The 16243-nt window shown below is 70.4% G+C and carries 14 protein-coding genes; 8 read left to right on the forward strand and 6 right to left on the reverse strand.

Annotation, left to right across the window (positions count from 1 at the left end):
* Positions 1-90: 90 nt before the first annotated feature.
* Both nrdR and I4J89_RS00590 read left to right on the forward strand, forming a co-directional pair.
* Positions 91-609: a transcriptional regulator NrdR gene (nrdR, locus tag I4J89_RS00585; protein WP_196411788.1), complete on the forward strand. Its 519-nt coding sequence runs from the start codon at positions 91-93 to the stop codon at positions 607-609.
* Positions 610-654: 45 nt separating this feature from the next.
* A complete protein-coding gene (locus I4J89_RS00590) occupies positions 655-3549 on the forward strand; it encodes a vitamin B12-dependent ribonucleotide reductase (RefSeq protein WP_196411789.1) in 2895 nt (964 codons plus the stop codon).
* A gap of 51 nt (positions 3550-3600) precedes the next feature.
* Here the strand turns inward: I4J89_RS00590 and I4J89_RS00595 are convergent, their stop codons facing one another.
* Positions 3601-4140, reverse strand: coding sequence for a hypothetical protein (locus tag I4J89_RS00595; protein ID WP_196411790.1), 540 nt, complete (start codon positions 4138-4140; stop codon positions 3601-3603).
* A gap of 105 nt (positions 4141-4245) precedes the next feature.
* Here I4J89_RS00595 and I4J89_RS00600 point away from each other — a divergent pair, with 105 nt between their 5' ends.
* Entirely contained in the window at positions 4246-5436 is a 1191-nt protein-coding gene (locus tag I4J89_RS00600) for an MFS transporter (RefSeq protein ID WP_196411791.1), read from the forward strand.
* A 795-nt stretch (positions 5437-6231) separates the two neighbouring features.
* On the opposite strand, the gene I4J89_RS00605 is transcribed toward I4J89_RS00600, so the two are convergent.
* Entirely contained in the window at positions 6232-7134 is a 903-nt protein-coding gene (locus tag I4J89_RS00605) for an alpha/beta fold hydrolase (RefSeq protein WP_196411792.1), read from the reverse strand.
* Positions 7131-7601 carry a hypothetical protein gene (locus tag I4J89_RS00610; RefSeq protein WP_196411793.1) on the reverse strand — a complete coding sequence of 157 codons (471 nt, stop codon included), beginning with the start codon at positions 7599-7601 and terminating at the stop codon, positions 7131-7133. The genes I4J89_RS00605 and I4J89_RS00610 overlap by 4 nt, the downstream gene beginning before the upstream one ends.
* A gap of 286 nt (positions 7602-7887) precedes the next feature.
* Here I4J89_RS00610 and I4J89_RS00615 point away from each other — a divergent pair, with 286 nt between their 5' ends.
* Positions 7888-8439: a hypothetical protein gene (locus tag I4J89_RS00615; protein WP_309238126.1), complete on the forward strand. Its 552-nt coding sequence runs from the start codon at positions 7888-7890 to the stop codon at positions 8437-8439.
* Here the strand turns inward: I4J89_RS00615 and I4J89_RS00620 are convergent.
* On the reverse strand, positions 8436-9137 hold the full coding sequence (locus I4J89_RS00620; RefSeq protein WP_196411794.1) for an iron-dependent transcriptional repressor DtxR: 702 nt from the start codon (positions 9135-9137) through the stop codon (positions 8436-8438). The genes I4J89_RS00615 and I4J89_RS00620 overlap by 4 nt on opposite strands.
* Positions 9138-9355: 218 nt before the next feature.
* On the opposite strand from I4J89_RS00620, the gene I4J89_RS00625 reads away from it, so the two are divergent.
* Together I4J89_RS00625 and I4J89_RS00630 are read left to right on the forward strand one after the other, a co-directional pair.
* Positions 9356-10537: an acetoin utilization protein AcuC gene (locus I4J89_RS00625; RefSeq protein WP_196411795.1), complete on the forward strand. Its 1182-nt coding sequence runs from the start codon at positions 9356-9358 to the stop codon at positions 10535-10537.
* A 3-nt stretch (positions 10538-10540) separates the two neighbouring features.
* Entirely contained in the window at positions 10541-13087 is a 2547-nt protein-coding gene (locus I4J89_RS00630) for a bifunctional acetate--CoA ligase family protein/GNAT family N-acetyltransferase (protein ID WP_196411796.1), read from the forward strand.
* Positions 13088-13089: 2 nt separating this feature from the next.
* Here the strand turns inward: I4J89_RS00630 and sigB are convergent, their stop codons facing one another.
* Positions 13090-14043, reverse strand: coding sequence for an RNA polymerase sigma factor SigB (sigB, locus tag I4J89_RS00635; protein ID WP_196412212.1), 954 nt, complete (start codon positions 14041-14043; stop codon positions 13090-13092).
* Between the two features lie 270 nt (positions 14044-14313).
* On the opposite strand from sigB, the gene I4J89_RS00640 reads away from it, so the two are divergent.
* Positions 14314-15099 carry a sporulation protein gene (locus tag I4J89_RS00640; RefSeq protein ID WP_196411797.1) on the forward strand — a complete coding sequence of 262 codons (786 nt, stop codon included), beginning with the start codon at positions 14314-14316 and terminating at the stop codon, positions 15097-15099.
* Here the strand turns inward: I4J89_RS00640 and dtd are convergent.
* Positions 15096-15518 carry a D-aminoacyl-tRNA deacylase gene (gene dtd / locus I4J89_RS00645; protein ID WP_196411798.1) on the reverse strand — a complete coding sequence of 141 codons (423 nt, stop codon included), beginning with the start codon at positions 15516-15518 and terminating at the stop codon, positions 15096-15098. The two genes, I4J89_RS00640 and dtd, sit on opposite strands and share 4 nt — an antisense overlap.
* A 96-nt stretch (positions 15519-15614) precedes the next feature.
* On the opposite strand from dtd, the gene I4J89_RS00650 reads away from it, so the two are divergent.
* Complete coding sequence (locus I4J89_RS00650) at positions 15615-16181, forward strand: HhH-GPD-type base excision DNA repair protein (RefSeq protein WP_196411799.1); 567 nt, start codon at positions 15615-15617, stop codon at positions 16179-16181.
* Positions 16182-16243: the final 62 nt, after the last annotated feature.

The following is a 16243-nucleotide window of genomic DNA, read 5'->3' on the forward strand; positions in this document are numbered from 1 at the left end:
AGTCCACAGCGACGCGACGGTCCTGACCATGGCGAAGCTGCGCTTCTGCATGCCCGGATTCCGTGGCGAGGGTGTCCGGAAGGGGTCGCGGTGCGTTGCCCGTACTGTCGCCACGCCGATTCGCGCGTGGTCGACTCGCGTGAGGCCGATGACGGTCAGCTGATCCGTCGCCGGCGCTCGTGCCCCGAGTGCGGCAAGCGGTTCACCACGGTCGAGGAGGCGGTCCTCGCGGTGGTCAAGCGCAGCGGTGTCACCGAGCCCTTCAGCCGGACGAAGATCATGAGCGGCGTGCGGAAGGCCTGTCAGGGCCGTCCCGTCGACGAGGACTCGATCGCGCTGCTCGCGCAGCGGGTGGAGGAGACCGTCCGGGCCCGGGGCGCCGCCGAGATCCCCAGCCACGAGGTGGGCCTGGCGATTCTCACGCCGTTGCGTGAGCTGGACCAGGTGGCATATCTCCGGTTCGCCAGTGTCTACAAGTCGTTCGACTCACTCGACGAATTCGAGAAGGAGATCGCGGCACTGCGCGACGCGGCGACGGTCAGGGAACCCGGGACGCGACACAGCGTCGCGCCGCGGTCCGGCGGTCGCGCACCAAAGCTAAACGGCTGAGTGCAGCCGTAATTCAGCTGGTACTACGAGGGGGAGCACACTCATATGGCCGGAGACGGCATCACTGCAGGTCGCCAGCGCAGCCGGACCAGCGGCGGCAACGGCGCGGCGGCCGGGGGGCTGCGTGTGGAGCGGGTGTGGACGACCGAGGGCGTCCACCCGTACGACGAAGTGGAGTGGGAACGCCGCGACGTCGTCATGACCAACTGGCGGGACGGCTCGATCAACTTCGAGCAGCGGGGCGTGGAGTACCCGGCGTTCTGGAGCGTGAACGCGGCGAACATCGTCACGACCAAGTACTTCCGGGGTGCGGTGGGGACCCCGGAGCGTGAGTGGTCGCTCAAGCAGCTCATCGACCGCGTCGTCAAGACGTACCGGAAGGCGGGCGAGGAGCACGGCTACTTCGCCTCCCCGGCGGACGCCGAGCTGTTCGACCACGAGCTCACCTGGATGCTGCTGCACCAGGTGTTCAGCTTCAACTCACCGGTCTGGTTCAACGTCGGCACCTCCTCGCCGCAGCAGGTCAGCGCCTGCTTCATCCTCTCGGTCGACGACTCGATGGATTCGATCCTCGACTGGTACAAGGAAGAGGGCCTGATCTTCAAGGGCGGCTCCGGCTCGGGTGTGAACCTGTCCCGGATCCGTTCCTCGAAGGAGCTGCTGACGTCCGGGGGCACGGCGAGCGGCCCGGTCAGCTTCATGCGCGGCGCCGACGCCAGCGCGGGCACCATCAAGTCCGGCGGCGCCACCCGGCGTGCCGCGAAGATGGTCATCCTCGACGTGGACCACCCGGACATCGAGGAGTTCGTCCAGACCAAGGCGCGCGAGGAGAACAAGATCCGCGCGCTGCGGGACGCCGGCTTCGACATGGACCTGGGCGGCGCCGACATCGTCTCGGTGCAGTACCAGAACGCCAACAACTCGGTCCGGGTCAGCGACGAGTTCATGCGGGCCTATGAGGAGGGCACCGAGTTCGGTCTCCGCGGCCGCCTGAACGGCGAGGTCATCGAGACCATCGATGCCAAGAAGCTGTTCCGCGACATCGCCACGGCCGCGTGGGAGTGCGCCGACCCCGGTCTGCAGTACGACGACACCATCAACGACTGGCACACCAACCCCGAGACCGGCCGGATCACCGCGTCCAACCCGTGCTCGGAGTACATGTCGCTGGACGACTCGTCCTGCAACCTGGCCTCGCTGAACCTGATGAAGTTCCTCAAGGCCGACGGCGGCTTCGAGGTGGAGAAGTTCGTCAAGAGCGTCGAGTTCATCATCACCGCGATGGACATCTCGATCTGCTTCGCCGACTTCCCGACCGAGAAGATCGGGGTCACCACCCGCGCCTACCGTCAGCTCGGTATCGGGTACGCGAACATCGGCGCCCTGCTGATGGCGTCCGGCTTGCCGTACGACTCGGAGGCCGGCCGTGGCGTCGCCGCCGCGATCACCTCGCTGATGACCGGTACGGCGTACCGTCGCTCGGCCGAGCTGGCCGGTGTCGTCGGCGCGTACGACGGTTACGCCCGCAACGCCGAGGCGCACCAGCGCGTCATGCGTAAGCACGCCGCTGCCAACGACGAGATCCGTCCGCAGGGCCCGGTCGCCACCGAGATCGTCAAAGAGGCGACCCGGCAGTGGCAGAACGGCAACAAGATCGGTGCGAAGAACGGCTGGCGCAACGCGCAGGCCTCGGTCCTCGCCCCGACCGGCACCATCGGCCTGATGATGGACTGCGACACCACCGGCATCGAGCCCGACCTGGCACTCGTCAAGTTCAAGAAGCTGGTCGGCGGCGGCTCCATGCAGATCGTCAACCAGACCGTCCCGCGCGCGCTGCGCAGCCTCGGCTACCCCGAGGAGCAGGTCGAGGCGATCGTCGAGCACATCTCCGAGCACGGCAACGTGATCGACGCCCCCGGTCTGAAGCCGGAGCACTACGCGGTCTTCGACTGCGCCATGGGCGAGCGGGCCATCGCGCCGATCGGCCACGTCCGGATGATGGCCGCTGTGCAGCCGTTCATCTCCGGCGCCATCTCCAAGACGGTCAACATGCCGGAGACGGCGACCGTCGAGGAGATCGAGGAGATCCACTACCAGGGCTGGAAGCTCGGCCTGAAGGCGCTCGCGATCTACCGCGACAACTGCAAGGTCGGGCAACCGCTCTCCGCCGCGAAGAGGAACAAGGCGGAGGAGCCCGCGGCGGTTGAGGAAAAAGCGGTCGAGAAGGTGGTCGAGAAGGTCATCGAGTACCGCCCGATTCGCAAGCGCCTGCCGAAGAAGCGCCCGTCGGAGACGGTGTCCTTCTCGGTCGGTGGCGCCGAGGGTTACCTGACCGCGTCGTCCTACCCGGACGACGGTCTCGGTGAGGTCTTCCTGAAGATGTCGAAGCAGGGCTCCACCCTGGCCGGCGTCATGGATGCCTTCTCCGTGGCGATCTCCATAGGCCTTCAGTACGGCGTCCCGCTGGAGACGTTCGTCAGCAAGTTCACCAACATGCGCTTCGAGCCGGCCGGCATGACCGACGACCCGGACGTGCGCATGGCGTCGTCGGTGATGGACTACATCTTCCGTCGCCTGGCGCTGGACTTCCTGCCGTACGACACCCGGGCCGAGCTCGGCATCTTCACCGCGAAGGAGCGCACCGCCCAGGCGCAGGCCGAGGCGGCCGCCGAGGCCGCCGCGGTGGACCTGGCCGGCATGGCCGCGTCCGCGCCGGTCTCCGCTCCGGTCGGTGCGGCGAGCGCGCCGGCCGAGGAGAAGGCGCCGGTCGTCCAGGAGAAGGAGACCCCGGTCTCCGCCGGCTCGTCCACCGAGCTGCTGGAGATCGTCACCGGTCAGTCCGCCGACGCGCCGCTCTGCTTCACCTGCGGCACCAAGATGCGCCGCGCCGGCAGCTGCTACGTCTGCGAGGGCTGCGGTTCCACCTCCGGCTGCAGCTGAACCGGATGAAAGCGACCGCCCGGCCCGATCAGGGCCGGGCGGTCGCCCGTTTCAGCGGGACTCGCGCAGCCAGACCCCGAACTCCACCGCGGTACGCACTCCGTGCTCCAGCACCGCCGTGTAGATGTCGAAGCCGCTGATCTCGTCCGGGTACTCCGGCCGCTGGTGCCAGATGGTCTTGATGGCGAGGATCGCCTGCCGTTCCTCGTCGGTCAGGCGTCCGGCGAGCTCGCGGTGCCATTCGGTGACGTTGGCGTGGTCGTCGTGCAGCCAGATCGACAGGTCGACCCGCCACTCGTCCAGGGTCAGCGTCACGTGGAACCGTTCGTCGCGCTTCTCACCGGTCGGTGACCGGCTGCCCCGCTCGTCGGTGTAGTCGAACGCGGTGACGCCGGGGATCGTGACGGCGCGGCCGAGGAGGGCCACGACGTCGCCGGGCGCGTACTCCGGGCCGCCCAGCAGCATCACGTCGAGGTCGCGCCAGACCATCAGGCCGGAGACGAAGCTGCCGGTGGGTGTCAGCGGTCCCAAAGGCTCCAGCAGCGCGAGCACCGAACGCGCTTCTGCTTGCAGTTCCTCGGGCCGGCTCATCTCGCTCTCCCTTCCTGTCGCGTACAGGCGATGCCGCCGGCCCATTGTCGGGTGTGGCCGGTCGGCGGCCGGTGACCGGCTCTGCTTTAACGTGTAAGTTGAGGTGTGGCCAGCCTCGACGTCGACTTCGCCCGCCTCAATTCCGCCAAGGTCGCCGTCGCCGTAGCGTTCGCGATGAACGGGTTCGCCTACGCCGGCTGGCTGTCCCGGGCACCCGCCGCCCGGGACGCCCTGGACATCTCCGCCGCCGGCTTCGGCCTGCTGCTGCTCTGCATGTCCGGCTCGGCGGTCGCTGCGATCCCGCTCGCCGGCCCGATCGTCCAGCGTCTCGGCCCGTCCCGCACGGTCCTGTTCAGCTGCCTGTCACTGGTATCCGGCCTGGTCCTGGTCGCCACCGGCACGCTGCTCGGCTCCCCGATCATCGCCGGCGCCGGCCTTCTCTTCGCCGGCATAGCCACGAGCACGTGGGACGTCGCCATGAACGTCGAAGGCGCCGACGTAGAACGCCGTCTGAACCGTACGCTGATGCCCCGCTTTCATGCCGGCTTCAGCCTGGGCACCGTCGCCGGTGCGGCCACCGGCGCCGGCGCGGCAGCCACCGGCCTGCCGCTCTGGGCACAGCTCTACCTCTCCGCCGCGCTGACCGCCGCGATCATGACCATCATGGTGCGGCGTTTCCTGCCGCACACCGCCCCCGAGCCGGGCGCCCGCCGCGCGATGACCATCGGCGAGGCCTGGCGCGAACCGCGGACCCTCCTCATCGGCCTGGTGATGCTCGGCTTCGGCTTCACCGAGGGCACCGCGAACGACTGGCTGGCAATCAGCCTCGTCGACGGCTACGGAAGCAGCGAAACCGTAGGCGCCATCGGCTTCGGCGTCTTCGTCACCGCCATGACCCTGGCCCGCCTCTTCGGCGGCCACGCCATCGAACGCTGGGGCCGAGTCCCGGTCCTCCGCCTCACCGCCGCAACCGCCGCCGCCGGCCTGCTGCTGGTAGTGACCGGCAACACCGTGCCGATGGCCCTGCTGGGCGCCCTCCTCTGGGGCGTAGGCGCTTCCCTCGGCTTTCCCATCGGCATGAGCGCCGCCGCCGACGACCCGGCCCGCGCGGCCATCCGCGTGTCAGTCGCCGGCTCCGTCGGCTACGGCGCCTTCCTCGCCGGCCCTCCGCTCATCGGCTTCGCCGCCGAGCATTTCGGCATCCTGAACTCCCTCCTCTGCGTACTGGCCGCCCTGACCATCGGCCTGGCGGCCTCCCATGCAGCCAAACCCTTGCCGCATTCCCCCTCCCGCTGAGACAACCCCCTTTCCGGTACGCCCAACGGCCGTCCCCGACCCCAACCCACACCTCCCACCGCTACCCCGCGACCAAGCACAACGCACGCCCCCAACGCGCCCGCCGGGCCATGCACGCCGCCCCCGCCTGGCTACCGCAACCCCGGCCTCCAACGCGCCTGCCGGGTCATGTGCGCCGATCGCGCGCGGTCACCGCAACCCCGGGCCCTCAACTCGCCTGCCGGGTCGTGCGCGCCGCCCGCGCACGGCTACCGCAACCCCGGGGCCCTCAACGCGCCTGCCGGGCCGTGCGCGGCGACCCCGCGCGGGCCACCGCGACCCCGGCCTCCAACGCGCCTGCCGGGTCATGCGCGCCGACCACGCACGGCCACCACAACCCCGGCCTCCAACGCGCCCGCCGGCCAGCGCCCGCTGTCCGCCCGCCAGGCGGGGTAGCTCGCGATCGCACGCACCCTGCCTGCCGCAGGTGGTTGCTGGGCGCCTGCCAGGGTTTGCGCCATGCGGCGGCGTCCGCGTGCTGAATCGCGCCCTCGCCTGCGTGGCGAGCGGCGTTGCTCGCGGCGCCATCGGATCCGCCGCCCGGAAGCGGTCGTCGTTGACCCGGCGAGGGCTCGGCATACGGGTGGCGGCGTGCCGGTCCCGCTGCCCGCCGTCTGCGCGGTGGGCGGCATCGCGGCGGCGCCAGCCAGCCCGACGCCGACGGCCGTTATCCGTCCGGTCGGCAGGTGCGCCTGCGCGGCTTCAGCCCGGCGGCCTCCGGTGCGTCAATCCCGGCGAGCGCCTCGGTTTGAGTGGTCAGCGGTGTTCGGACAGGAAGTCGCCGATGATTGAGGCGAGCAGAGCCGGCTGTTCGATGACCATGGCGTGCGAGGCGTCGGCCAGGGAGAGGTAGCGCAGGTTCGGCAGGGACTTCGCCTGCTCGACCAGGTAGCGGCGGTGTGCTTCGTACAGCTCGGCGAAAGGCTCCTGCTCGGGAAGGTTGCGGGTGGGCAGGACGACGAGCTGGGGGCAGGTCGTCGCGGCGTACACCGGGGTGAGGTCCAGGCCGTTCATGAGGGCGCGTAGCTGGGCTGTGGTCGCGGCCGAGGGGCGGATCGAGGTCTCCCCGTTCTGGTGCACCAGGTTGCGCCGGAAGCCTTCGATCCACACCTTTTCGTTGGCGCCCATGTCCCGCGCCGCCATCTGTTGCCGCTCCACCAGGTCCGGGAGCTTGGTCGCCTCGATCACCTGGCCCGCGGCGGCCTCCATGGCGTCGAAGACCGTGTGCAGCCGGCCCAGCTCGGCCGCCGCCTTGTCCGGGTCGAGGCCGGGGAGATGCTCAGCGCGGGTCGGTGGTGGGTTGCCGTCGAGGTTGACCACGCCCCACGACTCGGGATGGCGCTGGCCCCACAGGGCGGCCAGCATGCCGCCGAGTGAGTGGCCGACGACCGCTGGTCGCTCGAGCTCGAGTTGGACACAGACGGCGGCCAGGTCGCCGAGGGCGGCGTCCCACGTCCAGGTGCCGTCACCGGAGCGGCCGTGTCCCCGCAGGTCGACGGTGACGACGCGATGTCGCGGCCGCAGGGCGCGCGCCAGCGTGGTCATGTGCGCGAGGTTGCCGCCGGCACCGTGCAGGAGCAGGAGCGGCGGCTCGGTGCCGCCGAAGTCGCGGACGGCGAGTGGCAGGTCGCCGGCGTCGATGAGGCGATCGTTGATCATTTGGGCTCCTCGGTCGGAGGCGTACGCAAGAGTCGTTCCCGGACGGCGACCACCGGCACGCCACCGTCCGCATGGCGGGGGAGGCGACCCCGGCGCACCAGGTCGTGCACTCCCTGCCGGCTGATGCCCAGCATCGCCCCGGCCGTGGCAAGCGACACGGACTCGGCGTAGGGATGCCCGATCCGGCGGACCACGGCCTGCCCGAGCGGGGCCCGCCACCAGTCGACCGGCGGCGCGAACGCGTGATCATCGGGGTAGAGGGTGGCGATGAGCCGCACGATCGTCCGGACGGCGGCCGACTCGCTGCCGTTCTCGATCGTGTCGGCCCAGTCGGCGACCCGCAGCCGCAGCCGCTCCCGCACCTCACCGACGGATCGATCATCCTCGAGCAGAATCTCGAGGGGGTCGAGCAGGCGGACGTCGAGCAGCCGAAGCAGTTGCTCCCTCAGCCCACCGTTCCCACCCACGCCCCCATCCTTCCGCCACTTGACACCGCGCGTCAAGCGATTCAGAGCCACGGCAGCCACCGCATATGCCCGGCGGTCGCGCTGCGGCCAGGAGCGGGCAGGTGATCGCGGGGGCGGGCGGGGACGGTCCGGCTCGGCGAGGACAGACGCTGACGCGTACCCAAAAATGCGCGATGTGGGAGTACGCGCAGTAGCCGCCCAATATCACTGCGCGTACATCAATGCGGCCTCTTCCGCTCGGGCCGCGCGGCCAGTACGGTGTGCCCGGTACCGGGGAGGATCACGAGTGCGTACGCGTTTCGCCGTGCTGGGCGCCGCCGTGTTGCTGGCCGTGCCGGGCTGCAGCAAGCCCGCCGAGTCCAGCCCGCCAGTGCCCCCGGTCAAGGTCGTCGAGCCGCCGGCCGCCTCGGCGGGCGGCGCCTGCATCCTGTGGGACTGGAAGTTCATCGAGGAGAGAGTCGGCATCCGGTTCTCCGTCGCCGCCTCCGACCAGATCGACGACACCTCGACCTGTGTGGTGCAGACGGTGAGCGCCCCGTGGCCCGACCTGTCACTCTCCGTGGTCGAGACGACGAAGGCGGACGCCACCCTGTTCGCCTCCGAGCGCATGCCGCCGAAGGCGACCAAGCTCAAGGGTCTGGGCAAGGCCGCCTATCGGCTGAACACCAAGGCCACGGCCGGGCACGGCCCCACGGTCGAGATCGGCTGGCTGAGCGAGGCGAAGCAGTTGCAGACGCTGCGCTTCACCTTCGCCAAGGGGGCCAACGCCGCCGCGGTCAAGGACATGAACACGAAGCTGTTCGACCTGGCGAAGGCCATGAACACCACCGTGGGCTAGCGAGCCGCGACGAACACCCGGGACGCCACCTCGCGCGGCAGGCGGATCTTGTCGCCGGACCGGTCGATGGTCACCCCGTCCCGTTCCTGGGCGACGGTCACCGTGGTACCCGGATCGATGCCGGCGGCGTGCAGCTGGCGCAGCACGTCGGCGTTGGTCTGCACGCTCTCGCAGATCCGCCGGACGACCACGTCACCGGACAGGCCGGGGAAGGCCAGGTTGCGTTCACCGAGGTCGAGGGCAGCGGCGGTCTCATCCGGTGCGCCGAGCTGCTCGAGTCCCGGGATCGGGTTGCCGTACGGCGAGCGGGTCGGCTTGTTGAGCAGCTCGTAGACCCGCTTCTCCACCGCGTCGCTCATCACGTGCTCCCACCGGCAGGCCTCCTCGTGGGCCTCCTCGTAGGGCATCCCGATGACGTTGACGAGCAGCAGCTCGGCGAGGCGGTGTTTGCGCATGACGCCGATCGCGGTGTTGCGGCCCAGCTCGGTCAGGACCAGGTGGCGGTCACCCTCGACGGTGAGGAGCCCGTCGCGTTCCATCCGGGCGACGGTCTGGCTTACCGTGGGACCGCTCTGGTGCAGGCGCTCGGCGATCCGGGCGCGGAGCGCCGGAACACCCTCTTCCTCGAGCTCGAGGATGGTCTTCAGATACATCTCGGTGGTGTCGACGAGATCATGTTTGTGCAGCGACGCCTTCATGCGCTGACCTCCTGGACGAGGCGCGGGGCGCCGACACATGCAGCGGTATCGACGAGACAATTCACGATGCGGTCCTCCCAGCAGCGATAATACCGCGCGGCGGGGGGTTGACATCCGCCCCGAGCAAGTGCCAAGAGACCCTACCTGACCACGGAACACACGTGCTAACGACACGTCGTCCCAGCCGGGGGACGGTGCCGCATGGCAGCATGTCGAGCATGGCCGATGAGACGACGGCAGTGGTCTGGGACAGCGCTCTGCTCGACTACGACATGGGTGATCATCCGCTCAACCCGGTGCGGGTCGAGCTGACCATGGCGCTCGCCCGTGAGCTGGGTGTTCTCGACCGTCCACACGTCCAGATGATCACGCCTCGGCCGGCCAGTGATACCGATCTCACCCGGGTGCACCGTCCCGACTACCTGGACGCCGTGCGCCTGGCGCCGATTGATCCCTTCTTCACCGGCTGGGGTCTGAACACTCCGGACAATCCCGTCTTCGACCGCATGCACGACTCCGCGGCGCGGATCTGTGGTGCCACCCTCGCCGCGGCCCAGGCGGTCTGGCGCGGGTCCGCCCGGCGTGCGGTGAACGTGGCCGGCGGCCTGCATCACGCCATGCCGGCCCGGGCCGCCGGGTTCTGCGTCTACAACGATCCGGCGGTGGCGATCGCCTGGCTGCTGGAACAGGGTGCCCAGCGGATCGCGTACCTCGACGTCGACGTGCACCACGGCGACGGCGTGCAGTGCGTCTTCTACGACGACCCGCGGGTGCTGACCGTGAGTCTGCACGAGACGCCGCTGGCGCTCTTTCCGGGCACCGGGTTCGCCGACGAGGTGGGTGGTCCGAACGCGGAGGGCACCGCGGTGAACGTGCCGCTGCCGCCGAACACCGACGACGCCGGCTGGCTACGGGCCTTCCACGCGGTCGTGCCGTCGGTGGTCCGGGCCTTCGCTCCGGAGATCATCATCAGCCAGTGCGGCGCCGACGCGCACCGGCTCGATCCGCTCGCCGATCTGCGGCTCTCCGTGGACGGGCAGCGGGCCACCTACATCGCGATCCGCGAGCTGGCCGACGAGGTCTGCGACGGGCGCTGGGTGGCCACCGGCGGCGGCGGGTACGCCCTGGTCGAGGTCGTGCCCCGGGCCTGGACGCACCTGCTCGCGGTGGCCACCGGCGAGCCGCTGGCGCCGCAGACGCCTACCCCGCCCGGATGGCGGGCCCTCGCGGCGCAACGTCGGCCCGGCGCCGAGATCCCGGAGACGATGACCGACGGGATCGAGCCGCCGATCCAGCAGTGGTCGCCGGGCGGAACCGATCCGGTCGACCGGGCCATCCTGGCCACCCGCACAGCGGTCTTCCCGCTGCACGGTCTCGACCCGCACGACCCCCGGGACTGAGCGATGGAGCGCAGCGCAGACGTTCTGCTGGCCGACGGATCCGCCGCGCACCTGCGGCAGATCCGGCCCGAGGACGCGCCGGCCATCGTGGACTTCCACTCCCGGATGAGCGATCGCACCCGCTACCTGCGCTACTTCTCGCCGTACCCGCGGATCCCGGAGCGTGACCTGCAGCGCTTCGTCAACGTGGACCACCGGGACCGGGAGGCCTTCGTCACCGTCGCCGACGGCAAGATCACCTCGGTCGGGCGGTACGAGCGCCTCGGCCCCGGCTCGCCGGAGGCGGAGGTCGCCTTCGTGGTCGAGGACGCCCTCCAGGGCCGGGGCATCGGCTCGGTACTGCTGGAGCATCTGGCCGAGGCGGCCCGGGAGCACGGCATCACCCGGTTCGTCGCCGAGGTGCTCCCGGAGAACAGCGGCATGCTGCGCGTCTTCGGCGACTCCGGCTACCAGGTGCAGCGCCGGTACGCGGACGGCGTCGTCCACCTGAGCTTCCCGATCGCGCCCACCGAGAAGTCCCGGGAGGTGCAGGAGTCCCGCGAGCATCTCACCGAGGCCCGGTCGATCGCCCGTCTGCTGGCCCCGCGCGGGATTGCCATCTACGGCGCCAGCGCGACCGGTCACGGCATCGGTGCCGCCATGCTGGGCAACCTGCGGGACGGCGGCTACACCGGTGCCGTCGTGCCGGTCCACCCCACCGCTGACCGGGTTGCCGGGCTCACCGCGTACCGGACCGCCGCCGACGCTGAAGTCCCGATCGACCTGGCCCTGATCGCTGTGCCCGCCGCGGCTGTGCCGGAGGCCGGCGCGGACGCCGCCCGGGCCGGCGCCAGCGGCGTGGTGGTGGTCTCCACCGGCTTCGCCGAGGCCGGCGCGGAGGGCGCCGCCCAGCAGCGCGGCCTGATCGAGCGGGCGCGCGCGGTCGGCCTGCGCGTGGTCGGCCCGAACAGCTTCGGGATCGCCAACACCGACCCGGGCGTACGCCTGAACGCCACCATGTCCCCGCGCCTGCCGATCGCCGGCCGGGTGGGCTTCTTCAGCCAGAGCGGCGCGCTGGGCGTGGCGTTGCTGGCCGAGGCCGACCGTCGAGGTCTGGGCCTGTCCAGCTTCGTGTCGGCCGGCAACCGGGCCGACGTCTCCGGCAACGACCTGTTGCAGTACTGGCAGGACGATCCCGGCACCGACGTCGTCTTGCTCTATCTGGAAACCTTCGGTAATCCCCGCAAGTTCGCGCGCCTGGCCCGCCGGATGAGCCGGATCAAGCCGGTGGTGGCGGTCGCCTCGGCCACCCGCCCGCCCGGTCTGGCCGGTGATCTGCCCGGCCCGGACGCGAACGCGGTAACCGCCCTGTTCGCCCGTTCCGGCGTCATTCGCGTCGACACCGTCCAGGAGCTCTTCGACGTCGGCATGCTGCTGGCCCACCAGCCGCTGCCGGCCGGGCGCCGGGTGGCCGTGGTCGGCAACTCGTCCGCGCTGGCCGAACTGGCCGTGGGCGCCTGCCGCGCCGCCGGGCTGGTGGTTGCCGAGGGCTATCCGCACGACGCGGGTCCCGGCGCGACCGCGCACGACCTCGCCGACGCGCTGGCCGACGCGGCGGTCGACGAGCGGGTGGACGCGCTGGTGGCGGTTTGTGCCCCGCCGGTGCCCGGCCAGCTCTCCGATGAGGACGCCGACTTCGCCGCGGCGCTGGCGAGCGTGGCGCTGGCCGGGGAGAAGCCGACCGTCGCGACGCTGGTCTTCGGTCAGGTGCCGCCGCGGGTGCCGGTCTACCCGTCGGTGGAGGAGGCGGTGCGAGCCCTGGCCCGGGTGGTCAACTACGCGGACTGGCTGCGCCGGCCGCCGGGCGTCATGCCGGCTCTGCCGGACCTGGACACCGCCGCGGCCGAGGCCGCGGAAACCGCGACCGACCTGCTCGCCGCTTACGGGATCCCGGTCGTGCCGTCGACCCTGACCGGCTCCGAGGACGCGGCGGTGGCCGCAGCGGCCGAGCTGGGCTATCCGGTCGCGCTCAAGGCGGCAGGCGGTGGGTTGCGGCACCGGATCGACCTCGGCGCGGTGCGCCTCACTCTTGCCGACCCCGATGGCGTACGCGCGGCGTACCGCGAACTTTCCGCCGAGTTCGGGACGGATGTCCTGGTCCAGACCATGGTGCCGCCCGGCGTGGCCTGCGTGATCGAGGTGGTCGAGGATCCGGCGTTCGGCCCGGTCGTGGGGTTCGGCCTCGGCGGAGTGGCCAGCGAGCTGCTCGGCGACCTGGCCTGGCGGGCCGCCCCGTTGACCGACCGGGCGGCCGAGGCACTGGTGGACGAGCCGCGGGCGGCGCCGCTGCTGCACGGCTATCGCGGGTCCACGCCGGTGGACCGGGCCGCGCTCATCGATCTGCTGCTGCGGGTCGGGCGGCTGGCGGACGAGCATCCGCGGGTCCGCTCACTCACCCTGAACCCGGTGCTGGCCCGCCCGGACGGCTTCTCGGTGCTGCACGCCGTCGCCGAGTTCGGCGATGCCGGTGTCCGTCCGGACACCGGCCCACGGCGGTTGCGCAGCGTCTGAGCTCAGACCGCGTACGCCTCGAGGCGGGAGGCCCGCTCCGGGTCACGCAGCTTCAGCATGGTGACCTTCTCGATCTGGCGGATGCGCTCGCGGCTGAGGCCGAACTCGCGGCCCACCTCGTCCAGCGTGCGCTGCCGGCCGTCGTCGAGGCCGAAGCGGAGGCGGATCACCGCCGACTCCCGCTCGGAGAGGGTGGCCAGTACGATTTCCACCTCGCTGCGGAGCTCGCCCTGACCGACGGCCTCGCCGGGCTGGTTCGGGTCGACCGCGGCGACGAAGTCACCGAGGGCGCTCTCGCCGTCCTCGCCGACCGCCTGGTCCAGGCTGACCGGCTCCCGGTCGTACGAGATCAGCTCGATGACCTGGAACTCCGGCACGTCCATCGCCTTGGCGATCTCGGCGATGCTGGGTTCCCGGCCGAGCGTGGCGGCCAGGTCACGGCGGCTGCGCACCATCCGGTTGACCTGCTCGACCATGTGCACCGGGATGCGGATGGTGCGGGCCTGGTCGGCCATGGCGCGGGTGATGGCCTGCCGGATCCACCAGGTGGCGTACGTGGAGAACTTGTAGCCCTTGGTGTAGTCGAACTTCTCGACCGCGCGGATCAGGCCGAGGTTGCCCTCCTGGATCAGGTCCAGGAACGCCATGCCGCGACCGGTGTAGCGCTTCGCGATGCTGACCACGAGGCGCAGGTTCGCCTCGAGCAGGTGATTCTTCGCGGCCTTGCCCTCGGCGGCGATGATGTGCAGCAGGGGGGCCATGTCGGCGGCGGCTGCCGGGAGCTTCTCCTCGGCGTACAGGCCTGCCTCGATGCGCTTCGAGAGGGTGACCTCTTCGACGGCGGTGAGCAGGCGGGTCCGGCCGATTCCGTTGAGGTAGGCGCGAACCAGATCGGCCGAGACACCGCGTTCGTCAGTGGCGTCCAGGTCGGCGAGCGTCTCGACTTCGTCGGTCATGCTGTCCTCGACGATGATGGACTCCGACGCCTTCATGTTCAGGACCACTTTGAGTCCCCTCCCCGCGATAACGTCTCGTGCGTACCAGCCGCATCCGTGCCGGTGATGGCTAGCTTCGTCTGCGGCGCGTTAAGCGGAGGTGAGGCCAGCGTCCAGGTGGCATGAATGGGGGAGAACCCTGACGTCGCCAAGTCGACAACCGGGCGCTTGATCACTCTGCGCGGTTGCCGTGTCTCGATAATGTGCTTTCCCGAGGAAGGGATTGGTCTCGTGGTCTTCAAACGCATGATGCAGGCGCTGGGTGTGGGTGGGCCGTCGGTGGATACCGTGCTGGCGAACCCGAACACGTACCCCGGTGGTTTCCTGGAGGGCCAGGTGCACATCGTCGGCGGTGACCACGCCGTCGACGTGGAATATCTGGCGATCGGTCTGACCACGCGGGTCGAGGTGGAGAGCGGGGACAGCGAGTACCAGTCGAACCAGGAGTTCCACCGGCAGCGCCTGACCGGTTCCTTCCGGTTGGAGCCGGGTGTGCGCCACGACGTGCCGTTCCGGTTCGACGTGCCATGGCAGACGCCGGTGACCGTGTTGAACGGTCAGCATCTGCACGGCATGACGATGGGTCTGACCACCGAGCTCGAGGTCGCCCGCGCCGTCGACAAGTCGGACCTGGACGCGGTGGCAGTGCATCCGCTGCCGGCTCAGGAGCGGATCCTGGAGGCGCTGCTGCGTCTCGGCTTCCGGTTCAGCAAGGCCGACGTGGAGAAGGGCCGGGTCTACGGGGTCGAGCAGGAGCTCCCGTTCTACCAGGAGATCGAGTTCTACCCGCCGGCGGCGTACGCGCGTGGCATCAACCAGCTGGAGCTGACCTTCCTGCCCACGCCGCGCAAGCTTCAGGTCGTGCTGGAGCTGGACAAGCGGGGTGGTCTGTTCACCGAGGGCCACGACGCTTTCGGCAGCTTCGACGTGGACTACGCCACCGTGGACCAGATCGACTGGACCGCCCGGCTGGACCAGTGGCTGCGGCAGTCCGCGCAGCGGCGCGGTCTGTTCTAGAGCTCCAACAGGACCGTCCGCGGTCCGACGTTCACGCTTTCGACGAGCATATGGGCCCGGAAGCGGCCGGTCGCCACGGTCGCTCCCCGGGCCCGCAGTGCGTTGACGAACTCGGTCACCAGCGGCTCGGCGACCTCGGCCGGGGCGGCCGCGTTCCAGGTGGGGCGGCGGCCCTTGCGCGCGTCGCCGTACAGGGTGAACTGACTGACCACCAGCACCGGCGCGTCCTCGTCCGAGGCGGACCGGTCCCCGTCGAGGATGCGCAGCTCCCACGTCTTGCGGGCCAGTTCGGCGGCCAGCGCCGGCGTGTCGTCGTGGGTCACGCCGACCAGGACCAGCAGGCCGTCCTTGACCTCGCCGACGACCTCGTCGTCGACCCGTACGCTCGCTCGGCTGACGGTCTGTACCAGTGCTCGCATCAGGCGACGCTAACCGAGCTCGGTCGGACGGTTTCCGGCAGGCCGAAGCCGGGACCGGAGGGTCTCCCGCACAGCCAGGCGTGGGAACATTCAGCCATGGGCTTCCAGATCGCCAACGAGCCAGAGGCTGACAAGGTCCTCGATCAATACCCGTTCGCCGTGCTGGTCGGCATGATGCTGGACCAGCAGTACGGGATGGAGCACGCGTTCCGTGGCGGCTGGAAGGTGCTGAGCCGGTTCGGCACGCTCGACCCGGCCGCCATCGCCGCCGCCGAGCCCGAGGCGTTCAAGGAGCTGTGCAGCCGGCCACCGGCGATCCACCGGTTCCCCGGTTCGATGGCGGCCCGGTTGCAGGAGCTCGCCGCGCTCGTCGACTCCCGGTACGGCGGCGACGTGACGCGGCTGTGGTCCGAGGCGGCGACCGGTAAGGAACTGCTCAAGCGGGTCCAGGAGCTGCCCGGCTTCGGCAAGCAGAAGGCGCAGATCTTCGTGGCGCTGCTGGCCAAGCAGCTCGGGGTCCGCCCGGAGGGCTGGGAGACGGTCGCCGGGGACTACGCGCTGGACGGCTACCGGTCGGTGGCCGACGTGGTCGACGCCGCGTCGCTGCAGAAGGTGCGCGAGTTCAAGCAGCAGAAGAAGGCGGCGGCCAAGGGCGCTCAGTAGCCGGGCCGGTGGGCAGAACGACCCGGACGGTGCAAGGATGGCTGGGTCGATCGGAGACTTCG

This window comes from Actinoplanes aureus (assembly GCF_015704865.1).
Classification (GTDB): domain Bacteria; phylum Actinomycetota; class Actinomycetes; order Mycobacteriales; family Micromonosporaceae; genus Actinoplanes; species Actinoplanes aureus.

Bases quoted from the DNA above. Each gene is read 5' to 3' on its own strand.
- I4J89_RS00595 (WP_196411790.1), bottom strand. From the start codon at position 4,140: ATGAGCCGGCCCGAGGAACTGCAAGCAGAAGCGCGTTCGGTGCTCGCG.
- dtd (WP_196411798.1), bottom strand. From the start codon at position 15,518: ATGCGAGCACTGGTACAGACCGTCAGCCGAGCGAGCGTACGGGTCGAC.
- I4J89_RS00590 (WP_196411789.1), top strand. From the start codon at position 655: ATGGCCGGAGACGGCATCACTGCAGGTCGCCAGCGCAGCCGGACCAGC.
- I4J89_RS00630 (WP_196411796.1), top strand. From the start codon at position 10,541: ATGGAGCGCAGCGCAGACGTTCTGCTGGCCGACGGATCCGCCGCGCAC.
- I4J89_RS00605 (WP_196411792.1), bottom strand. From the start codon at position 7,134: ATGATCAACGATCGCCTCATCGACGCCGGCGACCTGCCACTCGCCGTC.
- sigB (WP_196412212.1), bottom strand. From the start codon at position 14,043: ATGACCGACGAAGTCGAGACGCTCGCCGACCTGGACGCCACTGACGAA.
- I4J89_RS00650 (WP_196411799.1), top strand. From the start codon at position 15,615: ATGGGCTTCCAGATCGCCAACGAGCCAGAGGCTGACAAGGTCCTCGAT.
- I4J89_RS00620 (WP_196411794.1), bottom strand. From the start codon at position 9,137: ATGAAGGCGTCGCTGCACAAACATGATCTCGTCGACACCACCGAGATG.
- I4J89_RS00625 (WP_196411795.1), top strand. From the start codon at position 9,356: ATGGCCGATGAGACGACGGCAGTGGTCTGGGACAGCGCTCTGCTCGAC.